Consider the following 16975-nt stretch of genomic DNA (forward strand, 5'->3'; position numbering starts at 1 on the left):
AATTGTGCATTTAAGGTATTCGCTTGTTTATCGCTGACATGAACGAGAGCCTTCTCGTGGATCTGGTAGCAATCGGTCAATTTATCTTGCGTAAACTGATGATGTTGCTTGAGTCGCTCGAAGGTAGCACGGGCATAGGCATAGTGTAATTCTCCGCGCTCGGGGTCATCACGCAAACATTGCTTGGCCAGTTTACTCGCTTCCAACCAATTGGCTTCCTTGAGATACACCACCAACAGTTGGTGCAAAAGGCTGGATCTTGAGTTTGCTTATGGGCTTGCAAGCAGCGTTGGCGAGCGCTTGTATACGCACCGAGCCCTGACTCTGCTCTTACCAAAAGCAGTTGCCACACTTGATGAGATTGCGCTTTGTCATTACCGCGTAATAAGAGCTGCTGGGCCTTACCGTATTCTTGTTCATCAAGCGCATGCTGAGCCAACGCCATCAATGCAGGAGGGTAGTCGGGCTCAAGCGTTAGTATCGTTTGATAAAGTTGTTCGCTTTGTGCCGTGTGGCCATCCTTCATCAAATTAGCGGCCAACGCCATGGTTTTGTTGATTTCCTCAGCCAGACCTTGATTTTTAATTTGATGCAATTCATCACGCAAAGCATGTGTACGACGGCTCTCACCTTGCAAGCCAAGTTTTGCGGTTAATTGTTCACGTAAACTAAGGATATCTTGGTTGGTGGGAGCGGCGGCAAACAAAGCGTCGACAATGTCTAAGGCCGCTTTGTTGTGGCCTTGCTGGGTGAGCAGTTGCGCTTTGTCGAACAACAGAGAGTGATCATCAGGCGCGAGCGCAAGGGCATGTTCAAGATGTGTCATCGCTTGGCGATATTGCCCTTGTTCCGCATCTAATACGGCGAGAACCTGCCGCACGGGAACGGTATCTGGCGCCTGGCTCAGTATCTGTTCAAAAACTTGCCGTGCATCGACTTTATTGCCGTCTTGATAGAGGCGAATACCGAGCTGGAACGCGTCATCCAGCGTCATATTCGTTTGACCGTCGTTTTCTTGCGTCATCAGTGACTTCGTCCTGTTATTTATGATTGCCTCGACTTAGTGTCAAGACGCTGGTGGGATGATGAGTGTTATCTATCTGCAAAAAATATCTGCAAAAAATATGCCTTCTAGCTCAGTCGTTACCGGAGTTGGCCGCCTATTTGCAAGCGTACATCGACAAGCGATAGACCGGTCATGCCGGCAACCGAAGGCGAGGCGTTGCCGCTATATTGCCGCTGGTACAGAAAATCGGCAGATTTCGCTGTCATTATTGCGCTCTATTATACAACAAAAATCTAGTAAGATGCTGATTTGTATAGATTTTAAAAAGTTGGCACATATATTGTATTTAATCAACCAAGCGGCCAGTTTTTGAACGGGCTGAGACTAAAACTGATTAACAAGCTGTTCCCGCAGCACCGCCATTACACAGTGCAACACGTCGCGGGTAGGCTGTTTCGCAAAGCAAGCGAAAGTCAAAGGAGAGCAAAATGGGTGTAACAGTTAACACCAACGTGTCTGCGATGACTGCGCAGCGTTACCTGAATAAAGCGACCGATGAGTTGAACAATTCAATGGAACGTCTGTCGTCAGGTAGCCGAATCAACAGTGCTAAAGACGACGCGGCGGGTTTGCAGATATCTAACCGATTAGTGGCCCAAACTCGAGGGCTTGATGTGGCAATGCGGAACGCCAATGATGGTATCTCGATTGCCCAGACTGCCGAAGGGGCTATGCAAGAGTCTACCAATATTTTGCAGCGTATGCGGGACCTTTCCTTGCAATCTGCTAACGGTGCCAATGGTAAATCTGAACGTGTGGCTATCCAAGAAGAGGTTGAGGCACTGAAAGATGAGCTGAACCGAATTGCAGAAACGACAGCCTTTGGTGGACGTCGATTACTGAATGGTTCGTTTGGTGAAGCCTCGTTCCAAATTGGTGCTGACGCCGGTGAAGCGATCATTATGGGACTCTCGAGCATTCGTGCAGATGATTTCCGCATGGGTGGCGTAGAATTTGTCGGTAGTCAACCCAAATCAGCTGGCTGGGAAGTGGATGGTGCAGCCTCGACATTACAGCTGCAATTTACCACTAAAGAGGGTGAAAACGTCAGCTTAAGTATCGGCGCGAAAGCAGGCGATGATGTGGAAGAGCTGGCAAGCTATATCAACGGTCAGTCAGATGAAATGCTCACCGCGTCCGTTGACGAGGAAGGACAGCTGCAAATCTTTATTGAAGAGAATAAAGTCGCAGGTGCCGTCAATTTTAGTGGTGGACTCGCCGCCTCTCTGGGCATGGTTTCGGGTAACGGTGACTTAGTGACAGCGGCAGACCTCGATGTGTCCGATGTCGGTGGTGCTCAAATGGCTGTTGGCGTTGTCGATTCGGCGATGCGTTATATCGACAGTCAGCGGGCGGATTTGGGCGCGAAGCAAAATCGACTCAGCCACACCATTAGCAACTTGTCGAATATCCAGGAAAATGTGTCGGCTTCAAACAGTCGTATTCGAGACACAGACTTTGCGCGTGAAACGACGGCCATGACCAAAGGTCAAATCCTACAGCAGGCGGGTACCTCGATGCTGGCTCAGGCCAAACAGATGCCGCAAGCAGCATTGAACCTTCTGCAATAACCTCTCGTTTTTACAGGTAAAAAAAAGCGGCAAGCGGTTGCCGCTTTTTTTATGCCAATTTTTATTAAAATCCCACTAAAGATATCTCTCCTTTGGGCGTTAACCTTCATAGCGCCATACGGCATCGGTATTAATACCGACACGCACAACAAAAAAGCTAAAGCTTTCTCAACGTGCGCCGCTACATGGGTTGTGAACAATTTTACACTGGTTTTCCCTGGTCAGCTGGGCGAAGCCGGACCTAGAACCTAAGGAGAATAGTTATGGCTATTACTGTTAACACTAACGTCCCTGCGATGACAGCTCAGCGATTTTTGAATAATTCAACCGATGCGCTGAACAACTCAATGGAGCGTTTGTCATCCGGCTCTCGTATCAACAGTGCCAAAGATGATGCGGCAGGTCTTCAGATTTCTAACCGCTTGATGGCACAAAGCAGTGGCTTGGGTGTGGCTGTTCGAAATGCCAATGACGGTATCTCAATGGCGCAAACCGCTGAAGGGGCGATGGAAGAGTCAAGCAACATTTTGCAACGTATGCGTGACTTGTCACTGCAATCCGCTAACGGTGCAAACGGTGACTCTGAACGTAGCGCAATTCAAGAAGAAGTGGTCGCGCTGAAAGACGAGTTAAACCGTATCGCAGAAACCACCTCGTTCGGTGGTGCCAAGCTTCTCAACGGCACATTTGGTACGCGTTCGTTCCAAGTGGGTGCTGATGCTGGTGAAGCGGTGATGATGGAGTTCAAAAACATCCGTGCTGACCACAGTGAAATGGGTGGCGCTAGCTTTACGGCGGCTAACGCAAAATCAGCCGGATGGACAGCTACTGCCGGTGCAACCATGGCAATCAATATCACCAATGCGGATGGCACATCAACATCCATCAATGTAACGGCGAAAGGCGGTGATGACATTGAAGAAATCGCCACCTACATTAATGGTCAGGCTGACGATAAACTCAGTGCATCGGTGACGGAAGACGGTGAGCTGCAAATTGTCACTGGGGCAGGTTCGGATGCAACCTTCTCAGGGGCGCTGGCTACGTCGCTATCCATGGGAACCAAAGTGGATGAAACCATCAAAGATGTGGATGTTTCGTCTATGGGTGGCGCACAAAAAGCGGTCGGTATGATCGATAATGCGATGCAATTTATCGACTCTCACCGTGCTGAATTGGGTGCGAAGCAAAACCGTTTGAGCCATACAATTGCGAACTTGGATAACGTCAATGAAAACGTATCGGCCTCTAACAGCCGAATCCGTGATGTTGATTTCGCGAAAGAAACAACGAACTTGACCAAATCGCAAATTCTGCAGCAGTCTGGTACCTCGATTTTGGCGCAAGCCAAGCAGGCACCACAAGCGGCACTGAGCTTGCTCGGTTAACCATTCACGAGCGGCGGCCTAATCGCCGCCGCTACGTTTTTGGAGGTGAATAGCAATGGACATTTCATCCGTTTCCAATTCATCCCTGCTGCACTCAAAATCCTCTGATGGCACAAAGATTGCAAAAGATGTAAGAGTTGGAAAAACGCAGTCTGATCCGGTGAATCAGCATCAGCAAGCTGAACGTCGAGAAGCGCGAGAATCAATGCAGCAACGGCGTGTTGAACAGTCGCAGCGCATTGAAGAAAACCGTCAGCTACAACGACAACAGCTTGAAAAGCTGGTCGCCCGGCTAGATGAGTTTATGTCTGACTTTAACAAAGGGCTCGCATTCCGACTGGATGAAGACACAGGACGTAGCATTGTCACCGTGTATGAAATGAACAGCGGTGATATCATCCGTCAAATTCCAGAAAAAGAAATGTTAGAGCTTGCTAAGCAATTGTCGCAACACGCGCGAGGGCTGGTCACAGAGAAGGTGTAACGAGGTGAGAGAGTCGTTATGAGTGTAAAAGCAGCAGGCATGGGCGGTGGCATGGATATTAATGCCATGGTCACTAAAATCGTGGATGCTGAACGTGCACCCAAGCAAGAGCGGATTATCAAACGCACTAATGACGTTGAAACCGACATTAGTGCGTTTGGTCGCTTAAAAGATTCTCTCGCGACACTTAAAACCCAGATGTATGATTTTCGTCGTAACGAAGGTTTTTCGGCGAGAACCACATCGGTGAGCAACCCCGACGCGCTCGGTGCTACGGCAACACCGGACGCCATCCCTGGACGTTATCAGATTGATGTACAGCAACTTGCGGGGGCTCATAAGCTTGTCTCGCCAGGCGTCGATCCTGATGCATCGTTGGGTACGGGTAAACTTACGATCACCATGGGTAATCGCACCAGTGTGATCGATGTACCACAAGGCAAAGACAGCTTGGCTGACGTTGTGCGGGCGATTAACAACGATCCTAAAAACCCCGGGATCCAGGCGTCGCTTATCCAAGACGATAGTGGCACACGTATGGTGCTAAACGGTAATAAAACCGGGGAAGCGAATCGAATCGAAGTGAATGTTGATGCTCAGATAGGCAGTGCACTCCACCAGTTAGGGTTTCAAGCTGGACAAACTAATAATGGCATGACGCAAATGCAGGCAGCACAAGATGCCAAGATACTGATTGATGGTATCGCCTCGGTGTCCAGTACAACCAATACATTTGATAATGCTATCGAGGGTGTCTCGTTAGAAGTTGACCAAACCAGTGATAAGCCACTTTCACTGGCGGTAGAGCATGACCGAGAATCGGTACGATCAACGATTACGTCTTTTGTTGATAACTACAATGCGTTCTTCCGTGTCTCTCAAGCCGTTAGCCAATATGATCCCGAGACGCAACAAGGCGGTCCGTTGGCGGGTGAAAGTGTGATACGTACGGCGACCAGTCGGTTACGTAACTTATTTTCATCCCCGATAGAGAAAGCGCCTGAAGGGATGAAAACATTGAGTGAACTTGGGGTGACGACCACCATGGATGGCCGTTTAGAAATCGACAATAAAGTGTTAGACCGCCAGCTGCGTCAAAACTTTAACGCTTTAGAAGGTTTTTTCGGTGGCAATGATGGCTTTGCGCGTCAATTAGAGCAGGTGGTCAATGGGTTCACCGGCGCGGGTGGAGCGATCAGTAACCGTGAAAGCACGCTTTCAGAGCAAAAGCTGAGATTACGTGATGATCAGCGTGAGTTAGATAGACGCATGGAAAGCTTAGAGTCACGAACCATGCAGCGCTTTTCTGCGATGGAAGAAGCAACGAGTCAAATGCGTTCTCAATTGCAAGCAATGCAAAACATCATGCCAGGTTAGCCATGACAGAGATTGCGGATTGGCTCGTCACGTTAGAGGTAATGGATGCAGACATTGCTCAGCACTTAACCTTAAGTGATATTGATCCAGAAAAGCTGGCTCAACAATTGCATGATAGAAAAACGCTGCTCGATAAGATTGCAGCGTCAACACAGGCGCCGAGTCATCCACAATGGTCCGAGGCGTTGGCAAGAACAAAAACGCTCATTGATACGCTCGAAGAGCACAAAGCAGAATCTGCCAAGCGCTTGTTACAGCAGCGCAAGGGGAAGCAGTCTGTGCAGCTGTATAAGAAATTTCAATAGGTGAGGAAGACTATGAGAGGCTCACTACAGGCCTATAAGAAGGTCTCGGTTGACAGTCAGTTAAGCGCCGCGTCGCCTCATAAGGTTATCCAGATGCTGATGGCCGGGGCTATTGAGCGTTTAATTCAAGGCAAGGCGGCGATGGCACAAGGCGATTTATCCGTCAAAGGTGAGCGCCTAGGTAAGGCATTGGATATTATTATCAATCTACGGGCTTGTTTATCTATGGATGAGGGCGGTGATATCGCGGATAATTTGGATGCCATTTATGACTTTATGATTCGACAAGTCAGTGCCGCCAACTTAGACAATACGCCAGAACCCATTGACGATGTGATTGAGCTATTGCGAGAGATAAAATCAGCTTGGGACCAGATTCCCTCTGAATACCATAATATGACCCAAGCGACCAGTTAAACCGCCTACCAAAAGACGGACATGGCACTGGAGTCACAGGTTTACTGTGTCTCCGGTTGCCTTATGCGCGTTCTCTATTACAATGTCTTGATTAAAATTGAGATTGTTGTTGCTTACGAGCGGCACAATAATAATAAGTTATCAGGGCAGACGTATCTCACACATGCAAGATTTAGCAAAGATCCTTGTTATCGATGACGATGACCAGTTTCGTCACGATCTCGGCGTGATACTCGATTTTATCGGCGAGCGTTACGCGCTTCACTCGACCACAGATGTCAGTGATGCACTCTGGGAGCAAAACTGGGGCGCATGTTTTCTTGGTCACGTCCGCTCGACATCGCTGTTAGAGAAAGTGCTTGACCAGCTTGCAACCTATCACCATGTTCCAGTGATTGCGATTCGACGTCATGATCGTGAACTTTCCGGGTTGCCTAATTATGTCGGCGAACTGGGCTTACCGTTAAATTATCCACAATTGTTTGACGCCTTACACCATTGCCGTGAGTTTGCTGGAAAACAAGCGTTTAGTATTCCACAACTCGCAGGTGACAACACCGCCTTTCATAATATGGTTGGCAAGAGCGATGTGATTGAACAGGTTCGTCATTTAATTGATCAGGTTGCTTCAACCGAGGCAAGTGTGTTGATTTTAGGTGAGTCTGGCACCGGTAAAGAAGTGGTTGCACGCCATATTCATCATTCATCCTCACGCGCGACCGGTCCTTTTGTGCCGGTGAACTGTGGTGCGATTCCCGGAGAGCTCCTCGAAAGTGAACTCTTTGGCCATGAAAAAGGGGCTTTTACCGGCGCAATTTCAGCACGCAAAGGACGTTTTGAACTTGCGGAGGGTGGAACGCTCTTTTTGGATGAAATCGGCGATATGCCGATGCCAATGCAAGTGAAGTTGTTACGCGTCCTTCAAGAGCGTACGTTTGAGCGAGTGGGAGGAAATAAAAGTATTCGCGCCAATGTTAGAGTGGTTGCTGCCACTCACCGCACACTGGAAACGATGATCCAAGAAGGCGAATTTCGCGAAGATCTCTATTACCGACTCAACGTATTCCCGATTGAGATGCCTGCATTGCGAGATCGTATTGACGATATTCCCTTGCTTATCCACGAACTGATGTCTCGTCTAGATGGTGAAGGAAATGGACGTATTCATATTTCACCGCGAGCGATTAATTCGCTAATGGAACATCAGTGGCCAGGGAACGTGCGTGAATTGGCCAACCTTATCGAACGCTTGGTGATTTTATATCCGGGGCAAATGGTGGATGTAAATCACCTTCCCGCGAAATATCGCTACAGTGATATTCCTGAATTTCAGCCAGAAGCGTATTCGGTAGAAGACACCGAAATGGCAGAGCGAGAGGCACTCACTGCGATGTTTTGTGAGCCAGATATTCCCGCGTTTGACGATGAGATGCCAGGCTTTTCTGACAGTCCAGGTTTTACTAGTTTGCCTCCCGAGGGCGTTAATCTTAAAGAGACCCTGGCTGAGGTAGAAGTTGATCTGATCAAGCAGGCACTTGAGGCGCAGTCAGGCGTCGTCGCCAGAGCCGCGGACATGTTGAGTATGCGGCGAACCACCTTGGTGGAAAAAATGCGTAAGTACGGACTCAACAAAGAAGAGTTAATATAAATCGGTAATGTGTCAAAAAGCGGAGTCAAAAAAATGACTTCGCTTTTTTGTCTTCAAGAAGCTGATATTATTGGCTATTTTTATGGCATAATCCCTGCTTAAATGAGTAAAACCTTGATTGAAATGTGTATTGCTTAAATGGAAACCCAATCGTCGCCACTTGGATCAGTGGATCAACAAGTTACTCGATATAAGCAAGTTCTGGATGTTATGCCTGCGGGGGTTATCTTGCTGGACGCCAATGGACGTGTTGCTGAAGCCAATCCAGAGGCGCATCGACTACTGGGTGAGCCATTGACTCAGCAGCGTTGGTTTGAGGTGATACAACGGGCTTTTTCCCCACGTGACGATGATGGGCACGAGGTATCACTAAAAGATGGTCGGCGAGTAAAGCTGGCCATCTCAGCGTCCGATTCGGGGCAGCTCATTTTAATTACCGATATGACCGAAACCCGTTTATTGCAATCGCGTGTCAGTGATCTACAACGCTTATCATCGTTAGGTAAAATGGTGGCATCATTAGCGCATCAGGTGCGTACGCCACTATCGAGTGCCATTTTGTATGCGTCCAACCTAGGTGCCCCAAACCTGAATAATGCGACCAGGCAGCGTTTTCAATTCAAGTTGTTAGACCGTTTGCATGATCTGGAAAAGCAAGTCAATGACATGTTGCTATTTGCCAAAGGCGGCGACAATAACGTGGTCAAGGTATTCAGTGTCGAACAGCTATTTAATGAATTTGAGCCCATGGTGGATGCGGTCGTTCAAGGACACGATGTTGATTTTGCAATTAACAGTGACGACGAAAGTGTAAAGGTGTTGGGCAACCCCAATGCGTTAGCCAGTGCCTTAAGTAATCTTGTGATTAATGCTGTCCAGGTGGCGGGCAAAGGCTGCCAAGTCGTTGTCGATTCACGGCTGCAGGGCGATAACCTTTTACTTTCGGTGGCGGATAACGGGCCAGGCATCGCGCCGGAGTTACATGCCAAAGTCCTTGAGCCTTTTTTTACCACGCGACAACAGGGGACAGGTCTTGGCCTCGCCGTTGTGCAAATGGTGTGTCATGCCCATGATGGCAAGCTCACCTTACAATCTGAGCCTGAAAAAGGGGCCTGTTTTACATTGTGTTTGCCGCTTGCCAAAGGGGCGGTGGCAGATCATGGTGAGAGCGTAGGAGAAACACAATGAGCCAAACAACCGTGCTAATCGTGGAAGATGATGAAGGGTTGCGCGAAGCGCTTGTCGATACACTGGCGCTGGCAGGGTATCACTGGCGAGAAGCGGACAGTGCCGAGCAAGCCTTAGTGACCCTGAAATCAGAGGCCATTGATATTGTCGTCTCTGACGTGCAAATGGCAGGAATGGATGGCCTTGCACTTTTGCGCTCGATTAAAACACACATGCCGAATTTACCGGTTTTGCTGATGACGGCCTATGCCAACATCGAAGATGCCGTGGCGGCGATGAAAGAGGGCGCGATCGATTACATGGCCAAACCGTTTGCCCCCGAAGTGCTGTTAAATATGGTGAGCCGCTATGCCCCTGTCAAAACCGATGACTCCGATGCGATTGCTGAAGATCCAAAAAGCGTCGCCTTACTGGCGTTGGCAGACAAAGTAGCAAATACCGATGCGAATGTGATGATCTTAGGGCCGTCAGGCTCAGGAAAAGAAGTCATGGCGCGTTATATTCACGATCATTCAGCACGTGCCAATGCCGCTTTTGTCGCCATTAACTGTGCCGCGATTCCAGAAAACATGTTAGAAGCCACGTTATTTGGCTACGAAAAAGGGGCCTTTACTGGCGCGGTTCAGGCTTGCCCGGGCAAGTTTGAACAGGCACAAGGCGGAACCATTTTACTGGATGAAATCAGTGAGATGGAGCTTGGGTTGCAAGCGAAATTACTACGCGTGTTGCAAGAGCGTGAGGTTGAGCGTTTAGGTGGACGAAAAAGTATCCAGCTTGATTTGCGGGTGCTTGCCACCAGTAACCGCGACTTAAAAGAATACGTAGCGCAAGGCCACTTTCGAGAAGATCTTTACTATCGCTTGAATGTCTTTCCCATCACTTGGCCGGCGCTCAGTGATCGGCTCGGCGATATTATTCCACTGGCGCATTATTTACTGTCACGCCACTGCCAAAAACAAGGCTTACCTTGCCCAAGTTTGCATCCAGATGCCGAACAGAAACTGCTCGCGTACCCGTGGCCTGGTAATGTCAGAGAGCTCGATAACGTTATGCAACGCGCATTAATCTTGGCCACGCAGTCGCACATTCAAGCCTCTGATATTCTACTGGAGGGGCAAGATTGGCAAGATGCGTCTAGCTTACAAAATCAAGTAATGAATACGCGCTTTAACCACCAAGCACAAGCTCCGGCTTCTCCTCCAACGGCCACTGAGCATGTTGAGCAGCCTCCCAATGGCGTAGGATTGGGCAATGAGTTACGCGATCAGGAATTTTCTATTATTTTAGAAACGATCCGCGCTTGTGAAGGACGCCGCAAAGATGTTGCAGAACGCCTTGGGATTAGCCCGAGAACCTTACGCTACAAATTAGCCAAAATGCGTGATGCTGGCATCGATATTCCCCAATAATCGCGCGGTGTTGCGGCTTTTTGCTAAAGTGGTCTCAAAGTTGCAAACACACAGATATCTGATAGAAATCTGACTCATTTGACAAAAAATTGACACAGGAAGGATCGACGATGAAAGCCAATGCCCTGACGCAAGAAATGCAAGCCATGGCGGTAGCCGCGAAAATGTGTCTCAGCCTGCCACGGGACAGCAAGTTAGCCAAGAGTTTGGCGATATGCTCTCCAGTGCCATTAATCATGTCAATGGACTGCAAAAAACATCCGGTGAACTCGCCACCCGGTTTGATGAAGGCGATCGTAATGTGAGCTTATCGGATGTCATGATCGCTCGGAACAAATCCAGTGTGGCCTTTGACGCAACAGTACAAACGCGCAACAAACTGGTTGAAGCGTATAAAGAATTAATGAACATGCCTGTTTAATGTAGGAATTAATCAGTGGCTGAAGAGAATCAAAATACCGATCTCGCGGTGTCAGATGGTGCAGCAGCATTACCATCGACCGATGCAACGCTAGACGCGGAGCAAAGCGCGCAAGATCCGGATGCACTCGAACAATCGGCGTCGTCAAATTCGATATTTGGCGATCTCGACATGGTGCGTCAACTGATCTTGGTGCTCGCGGTCGCGATCTGCGTGGCCCTGATCATGATGCTTTTTTTCTGGGTACAAGAGCCAGAGATGCGGCCACTGGGTACGTACGAAACGGAAGAGCTTATTCCGGTTCTCGATCACCTAGATCAAAGCAAAGTCGATTATCAACTCGATGGAAACACCATCCGCGTTCCCTCTAGCGATTACTCGTCCATTCGTCTTGGGCTCACCCGAGCGGGCTTAAATACAGCCACGGCAGAGGGCGACGATATTTTGCTCAATGATATGGGCTTTGGTGTATCGCAAAAGCTTGAAACAGAACGCTTAAAACTGAGTCGTGAACGTCAACTGGCGGCAGCGATCGAAGAAGTGCGTCAAGTGCGAAAAGCAAGAGTACTGTTGGCGCTGCCTAAACAGAGTGTTTTTGTGCGTCACAATCAAGAAGCGTCCGCAACGGTCTTTTTGACCCTTGGCGGGCGTAATACCCTAGGCCAGGAAGAAGTCGACTCGATTGTTGATATGGTGGCCTCCGCAGTGCCTTCTCTGAAACCCACGCGCGTAACCGTCACCGACCAGCATGGACGTTTGCTCAACTCAGGCAGTGAAGATCCAGCGTCGGCGGCGCGGCGCAAAGAGTACGAATTAGAACGTAAACAAGAGCGCCAGTTACGGGAAAAAATTGATTCCATTCTCATCCCTGTTTTGGGCTTAGGGAATTATACCTCTCAAGTCGATGTTGCCCTGGATTTTAGCTCGTTGGAAGAAACGCAACGGCAATATAACCCCAATACGCCAGCGACGCGCAGTGAGTACACACGTGAAGATTATAACGGCTCCGACCGTGTGGCTGGTATCCCTGGGGCATTAAGCAATCAACCACCAGCAGACGCCTCTATTCCAGAGGATGTGCGAGATTTAAAAAATGGCGCAGGCGGAAATGGTTCGGTCAGTCGAGAAGCGACGCGTAATTTTGAATTAGATACGACAATTCGTCATCGGCGCGCGCAATCAGGCGTGATCGACCGCCAAACTGTTTCAGTGGCGGTGAATTTTAAGCAAAGTGTCGATCCGGACACCGGTGATGTGGTTAAAGAGCCTTTAACGGATGATGAACTGGCAAAAATCCGCCGCTTATTAATGGGCGGGGTAGGTTTTAGTGAGCAGCGCGGTGATGTGCTTGAAGTGATCGCCGTACCATTTGTTGAACCTGAGCAAGCTGCCGAACAAGATGTTGCTATCTGGGATCATCCAAACTTTAATGATTGGGTACGCTGGTTGGCGGCTGCTTTAGTCATTATCGTGATTATTGTGGTGTTGGTCCGCCCAGCGATGAAAAAGCTGTTGTACCCCAATATCGACGAAGATGGCAATACTGTCGGGCCTAATGGCGAAATCTTGGGTCCGGATGGCCTACCCATTACCCCAGATGGCGATGACGTTGGCTTGATTGGTTCAGAGCTCGATGGCTCGAGTAATTTTGCCATGTCAGCGTCAGATGTTGAGCTGCCAAACTTACATAAAGACGAAGACTTGCTAAAAGCGGTCCGAGCGCTGGTCGCCAATGAGCCAGACTTGGCCGCACAAGCGGTAAAAAACTGGGTGACCGAAGATGGCAAATGAAGTCGCAAACACGGGTGAAGAGCAAGCCGGCTCAAGTTTCGATATCAGCTCTTTAAGTGGGATAGAGAAAGCCGCCATCTTACTGTTAAGTTTAAGTGAGCAAGATGCAGCAAGTATCATTCGACACCTCGAACCTAAACAAGTGCAGCGAGTCGGTTCGGCGATGACATCAATGACCGATCTTAACTCGGACAAGGTCGCGGCGGTGCATCGTGCGTTTTTGGAAGAAATCCAAAAATACACATCGATTGGGATGGGAAGCGAAGACTTCGTGCGTAACGCACTGGTGGCGGCGCTGGGTGAAGACAAAGCTAATAACTTGGTTGACCAAATCTTGCTTGGCAGTGGCTCCAAAGGCTTAGACTCACTCAAATGGATGGATCCGCGTCAAGTCGCCAGCATCATCATCAACGAGCACCCGCAGATTCAAACTATCGTGCTGTCATACTTAGATCCTGAACATTCAGCAGAAATTCTCTCCCAGTTTGTTGAGCGTGACCGGCTCGATCTGATGATGCGGATCGCCAACTTAGAAGAAGTCCAGCCAGCGGCATTACACGAACTAAACGAAATCATGGAGAAGCAGTTTGCTGGCCAAGCGGGTGCTCAAGCCGCCAAAATTGGTGGCTTAAAAGCGGCTGCCGAAATCATGAACTACATGGACAACAGTGTAGAAGGTGTCTTAATGGACTCCATTCGTGATCAGGACGAAGAGATGGCATCACAAATCCAAGACTTGATGTTTGTCTTTGACAACTTAATTGATGTGGATGACCGCGGTATACAGACCCTATTGCGCGATGTGCCGCAAGAAGTGCTGCAAAAAGCACTTAAGGGAGCGGAAGATAATTTACGCGAGAAAATCTATCGCAACATGTCTAAACGTGCGGCCGAAATGCTGCAAGATGATATCGAAGCCATGGGGCCAATTCGTGTCTCCGATGTTGAAGGGGCACAAAAAGAAATCCTTTCCGTTGCGCGTCGCCTTGCCGATGCCGGTGAGCTGATGCTCACTGGTGGCGGCGGTGATGAGTTTGTATAAGTTGCTTTTCTTTCGCGTAGAGGTTGTCGATGAGTTTAGATAAACGCCGTGGCTATATTCGTGCCAACGAAGCTGACGCCGAAACGATCGATCGTTGGACACTGCCGCCTTATGGCGATCGAGATAATCTGCCCAAAGATACTGCGCTCAATTATGATCCGAGCTGGGAGCCAGAAGCGGATACTGACGTTGAAGAAAGTGAGCCGTCCCCAGAGCCATTAACGGCCGATGCCCTAGAAGCGATTCGGCAACAAGGTTATGACGAAGGCTATGAAGAAGGCAAACAACTCGGGCATCAAGAAGGGCTAGAGGGTGGCCTAGAAGAAGGGCACGAAAAAGGGTTCGAAGAAGGCAAAAAGGCAGGGTATGAGCAGGGTGTTGAAGAGGGAAAAGCATTAATTGAGACGCGCTGTCAGCATCTTGACACCATTCTTAATCAGCTCAGTCATCCATTGGAGAAGCTTGATATAGACGTCGAACAGCAGCTTTTGGTAATGGTCCAAGCATTGACTAAGTCGCTGACCGGCGTGGAGTTAGAAACCAATCCGCAGGTCATTTTACAGACATTACGCGCATCGATAGCTGCACTCCCCGTGGCGGATCATCCCGTCACAGCCGCGTTACATCCTGATGATTATGCCGTGGTCACCGAAGCCTACGACGACGCCATGTTAGCCTCACGGGATTGGACGTTACAATCAGAGCCCGCGTTAGCGCGTGGTGATGTACATGTGAAATCGAAAGATTCTGTGGTTGATTATCAATACAGTGAACGGGTGGACGCGTTGCTCCGCGAGTTTCAAGGGAAAAACCAGTCACGGCAATCAGTGCCATCCCAGTCTTCCACGTCTGGCGCTGACGATCCCAGTGTTAATACGTCCAATACTGAAGCCGATACGCTGAAGTCGTCGGCGCAACCGTCGTCAGACGTAGCGGCACAAGAGCAAGCGCAAGCAAAACCTCATGCTTCATCCTCCTCATCCAGCGATGATGACGGCGTGTCGTCATGAGTCAGCTGGCTGAGCGCTTAAAGCGGTGTCAATTAGATAACCTTGCGCCAAAACCCGTGGCATCCGGCAAATTGGTACGAATGGTCGGCTTAACGCTCGAAGCGATCGGCTGCCGGGCGCCCATCGGTTCTGTTTGTGCGGTCGAGACCTTAAATGGAACCATCGAAGCGGAAGTGGTGGGGTTTGCCGGAGAGTTGTTGTACTTGATGCCAAATGAACAAGTCTCTGGAGTACTCCCGGGCGCACGCGTGACGCCTTTATCTGAACGTAGCCAACTTTCCGTAGGCATGGAGCTTCTTGGCCGTGTTATCGACGGTATGGGAAACCCACTGGATGGTAAAGGGGATATCTACACTGATAAGCAGGCCAGTTTAGAAGGTACTCCCATCAACCCATTAGCGAGACAGCCAATTAGAGAACCCCTCGATGTGGGGATTAAAGCGATTAACGGTCTGCTTACTGTCGGTAAAGGGCAGCGAATTGGGTTGTTTGCCGGCTCTGGTGTGGGTAAATCCGTAACGCTTGGGATGATGACACGTGGCACCACGGCACAAGTTGTGGTTGTGGGGCTGATTGGCGAACGTGGCCGAGAAGTAAAAGAATTTATCGATGATATCTTAGGGGAAGAGGGCCGGGCCCGTGCCGTCGTTATCGCCGCCCCTGCTGATTCATCGCCGCTCGTGCGTTTAAAAGGCTGTCAAACGGCACTGACGATCGCTGAGTATTTTCGCGATCTTGGGTTGGATGTCCTTTTGCTGATGGACTCATTAACACGTTTCGCTCAGGCACAACGTGAGATCGCATTATCCGTGGGTGAACCTCCCGCGACCAAAGGCTACCCACCCTCGGTATTTGCCCGTTTACCCTCATTAGTCGAGCGTGCAGGAAATGGTGCTGTCGGGCAGGGCTCGATCACGGCATTTTTTACTGTATTGACCGAAGGTGATGACTTACAAGATCCAATTGCCGACGCTGCACGTGCCATTCTTGATGGTCACATCGTGTTATCTCGCGAATTGGCGGATGGCGGGCATTATCCGGCGATTGATGTCGAACGGTCGGTAAGCCGTGTGATGCCGAATATTACCAGTGACGAGCAAATCTTGATGTCGAAAGCGGTGCGGCAAGTGTTGTCCGTTTGCCGCAAAAACCAAGACTTGGTCTCAATTGGCGCGTACAAGCCAGGCAGTGATGCAGCCGTGGACCAAGCCTTTCACCTGAAGCCAAAACTGGATAATTATTTGCAACAAGGGATGAAAGAGGTGGTCCCTTTCGATATGTGCGTCAATATGTTGCGCTCAACCTTGCAAGGATAATTTATGGCTGATCATGCACTGCATTTATTATTAGAAAAGGCCCAAGAAGATGAAAAGCAGGCGCAACTTAGCGTCAGTGAAGCCCAGCAAGCATTAGATGGCTATTATCACCAGCTCGAGCAAATTGAGCAGTATCGTCTGGAATATTGCCGACAAATGTCAGACCGGGGTCAGTCAGGGCTCTCTGCCAGCGCGTTTGGCCACCTTAATAAATTTATCGTCCAGCTTGATGAAACCTTGGCAAAGCAACGAGGTGCTGAGCATCAGTTTAAGGATCATTTAGAACAGTGCCGTCAAGCATGGCAACAAACACGCCAACACCGGCAGTCTCTCGAGTGGTTAATCGAAAAGCGAGCGCGAGAAGAAGCAGAACGTGCTCATTATCAAGAACAGCGTCAAATGGATGAAATGGCAGCAATTATTGCACGCCGACGTCCCTCTCCCTTTTCCTAAGAATAAAATGGCGCGATAATTGCTTTATCATTACCGACATGCCAGCACATTGAGGCTCGGTTTAAAGGATAACCATAAGGTAATGACGA

15 protein-coding genes and 1 pseudogene are annotated in these 16975 nt (G+C 49.3%); 15 read left to right on the forward strand and 1 reads right to left on the reverse strand.

Features of this window, described 5'->3' with window-relative positions; genetic code table 11:
• Positions 1-76: 76 nt before the first annotated feature.
• On the reverse strand, positions 77-1024 hold the full coding sequence (locus HLG76_RS06775) for a lipopolysaccharide assembly protein LapB (RefSeq protein WP_175993335.1): 948 nt from the start codon (positions 1022-1024) through the stop codon (positions 77-79).
• 470 nt (positions 1025-1494) lie between these two features.
• On the opposite strand from HLG76_RS06775, the gene HLG76_RS06780 reads away from it, so the two are divergent.
• From HLG76_RS06780 to fliJ, 15 genes and pseudogenes are all read left to right on the forward strand, one after another.
• On the forward strand, positions 1495-2637 hold the full coding sequence (locus tag HLG76_RS06780; protein WP_175993336.1) for a flagellin: 1143 nt from the start codon (positions 1495-1497) through the stop codon (positions 2635-2637).
• Positions 2638-2900: 263 nt separating this feature from the next.
• The gene (locus tag HLG76_RS06785) at positions 2901-4025 is read left to right on the forward strand and encodes a flagellin (RefSeq protein WP_175993337.1); all 1125 of its coding nucleotides are present in this window, start codon (positions 2901-2903) and stop codon (positions 4023-4025) included.
• A gap of 55 nt (positions 4026-4080) precedes the next feature.
• Positions 4081-4509, forward strand: a complete 429-nt coding sequence (locus HLG76_RS06790) for a flagellar protein FlaG (RefSeq protein ID WP_175993338.1) — start codon at positions 4081-4083, stop codon at positions 4507-4509.
• Positions 4510-4527: 18 nt separating this feature from the next.
• Positions 4528-5886, forward strand: a complete 1359-nt coding sequence (fliD, locus tag HLG76_RS06795) for a flagellar filament capping protein FliD (protein WP_175993339.1) — start codon at positions 4528-4530, stop codon at positions 5884-5886.
• 2 nt (positions 5887-5888) lie between these two features.
• Complete coding sequence (locus tag HLG76_RS06800) at positions 5889-6191, forward strand: hypothetical protein (RefSeq protein ID WP_021023051.1); 303 nt, start codon at positions 5889-5891, stop codon at positions 6189-6191.
• A 12-nt stretch (positions 6192-6203) separates the two neighbouring features.
• Positions 6204-6608, forward strand: coding sequence for a flagellar export chaperone FliS (gene fliS / locus HLG76_RS06805; protein ID WP_021023052.1), 405 nt, complete (start codon positions 6204-6206; stop codon positions 6606-6608).
• Positions 6609-6771: 163 nt separating this feature from the next.
• Positions 6772-8256 (forward strand): sigma-54 dependent transcriptional regulator, encoded by a 1485-nt coding sequence (locus HLG76_RS06810; protein WP_077460303.1) that lies wholly within the window; start codon positions 6772-6774, stop codon positions 8254-8256.
• Positions 8257-8394: 138 nt separating this feature from the next.
• Positions 8395-9444, forward strand: coding sequence for a PAS domain-containing sensor histidine kinase (locus HLG76_RS06815; protein WP_021023054.1), 1050 nt, complete (start codon positions 8395-8397; stop codon positions 9442-9444).
• Positions 9441-10853: a sigma-54 dependent transcriptional regulator gene (locus tag HLG76_RS06820; RefSeq protein ID WP_077660434.1), complete on the forward strand. Its 1413-nt coding sequence runs from the start codon at positions 9441-9443 to the stop codon at positions 10851-10853. Before HLG76_RS06815 ends, HLG76_RS06820 begins: the two co-directional genes overlap by 4 nt.
• Before the next feature lie 110 nt (positions 10854-10963).
• Positions 10964-11274 (forward strand): annotated as a pseudogene (gene fliE, locus HLG76_RS06825) (flagellar hook-basal body complex protein FliE).
• A 15-nt stretch (positions 11275-11289) separates the two neighbouring features.
• Positions 11290-13065, forward strand: coding sequence for a flagellar basal-body MS-ring/collar protein FliF (fliF, locus tag HLG76_RS06830; protein ID WP_175993341.1), 1776 nt, complete (start codon positions 11290-11292; stop codon positions 13063-13065).
• On the forward strand, positions 13055-14107 hold the full coding sequence (gene fliG, locus HLG76_RS06835; RefSeq protein WP_021023058.1) for a flagellar motor switch protein FliG: 1053 nt from the start codon (positions 13055-13057) through the stop codon (positions 14105-14107). The genes fliF and fliG overlap by 11 nt, the downstream gene beginning before the upstream one ends.
• Before the next feature lie 29 nt (positions 14108-14136).
• Positions 14137-15117, forward strand: a complete 981-nt coding sequence (locus HLG76_RS06840) for a flagellar assembly protein FliH (protein ID WP_175993342.1) — start codon at positions 14137-14139, stop codon at positions 15115-15117.
• The gene (gene fliI, locus HLG76_RS06845) at positions 15114-16433 is read left to right on the forward strand and encodes a flagellar protein export ATPase FliI (RefSeq protein WP_077669116.1); all 1320 of its coding nucleotides are present in this window, start codon (positions 15114-15116) and stop codon (positions 16431-16433) included. Before HLG76_RS06840 ends, fliI begins: the two co-directional genes overlap by 4 nt.
• 3 nt (positions 16434-16436) lie before the next feature.
• Positions 16437-16886 (forward strand): flagellar export protein FliJ, encoded by a 450-nt coding sequence (gene fliJ / locus HLG76_RS06850; RefSeq protein WP_021023061.1) that lies wholly within the window; start codon positions 16437-16439, stop codon positions 16884-16886.
• The last annotated feature ends 89 nt before the right edge of the window (positions 16887-16975 follow it).

The sequence above is a fragment of the Salinivibrio sp. EAGSL genome (assembly GCF_013366455.1).
In the GTDB taxonomy this organism is placed as follows: domain Bacteria; phylum Pseudomonadota; class Gammaproteobacteria; order Enterobacterales; family Vibrionaceae; genus Salinivibrio; species Salinivibrio costicola.

Coding starts and splice junctions, on each gene's coding strand:
- HLG76_RS06820 (WP_077660434.1), top strand. CDS start 9,441: ATGAGCCAAACAACCGTGCTAATCGTGGAAGATGATGAAGGGTTGCGC.
- HLG76_RS06800 (WP_021023051.1), top strand. CDS start 5,889: ATGACAGAGATTGCGGATTGGCTCGTCACGTTAGAGGTAATGGATGCA.
- HLG76_RS06815 (WP_021023054.1), top strand. CDS start 8,395: ATGGAAACCCAATCGTCGCCACTTGGATCAGTGGATCAACAAGTTACT.
- fliJ (WP_021023061.1), top strand. CDS start 16,437: ATGGCTGATCATGCACTGCATTTATTATTAGAAAAGGCCCAAGAAGAT.
- fliG (WP_021023058.1), top strand. CDS start 13,055: ATGGCAAATGAAGTCGCAAACACGGGTGAAGAGCAAGCCGGCTCAAGT.
- HLG76_RS06810 (WP_077460303.1), top strand. CDS start 6,772: ATGCAAGATTTAGCAAAGATCCTTGTTATCGATGACGATGACCAGTTT.
- HLG76_RS06785 (WP_175993337.1), top strand. CDS start 2,901: ATGGCTATTACTGTTAACACTAACGTCCCTGCGATGACAGCTCAGCGA.
- fliS (WP_021023052.1), top strand. CDS start 6,204: ATGAGAGGCTCACTACAGGCCTATAAGAAGGTCTCGGTTGACAGTCAG.
- HLG76_RS06790 (WP_175993338.1), top strand. CDS start 4,081: ATGGACATTTCATCCGTTTCCAATTCATCCCTGCTGCACTCAAAATCC.
- HLG76_RS06780 (WP_175993336.1), top strand. CDS start 1,495: ATGGGTGTAACAGTTAACACCAACGTGTCTGCGATGACTGCGCAGCGT.
- HLG76_RS06840 (WP_175993342.1), top strand. CDS start 14,137: ATGAGTTTAGATAAACGCCGTGGCTATATTCGTGCCAACGAAGCTGAC.
- HLG76_RS06775 (WP_175993335.1), bottom strand. CDS start 1,024: ATGACGCAAGAAAACGACGGTCAAACGAATATGACGCTGGATGACGCG.
- fliI (WP_077669116.1), top strand. CDS start 15,114: ATGAGTCAGCTGGCTGAGCGCTTAAAGCGGTGTCAATTAGATAACCTT.
- fliD (WP_175993339.1), top strand. CDS start 4,528: ATGAGTGTAAAAGCAGCAGGCATGGGCGGTGGCATGGATATTAATGCC.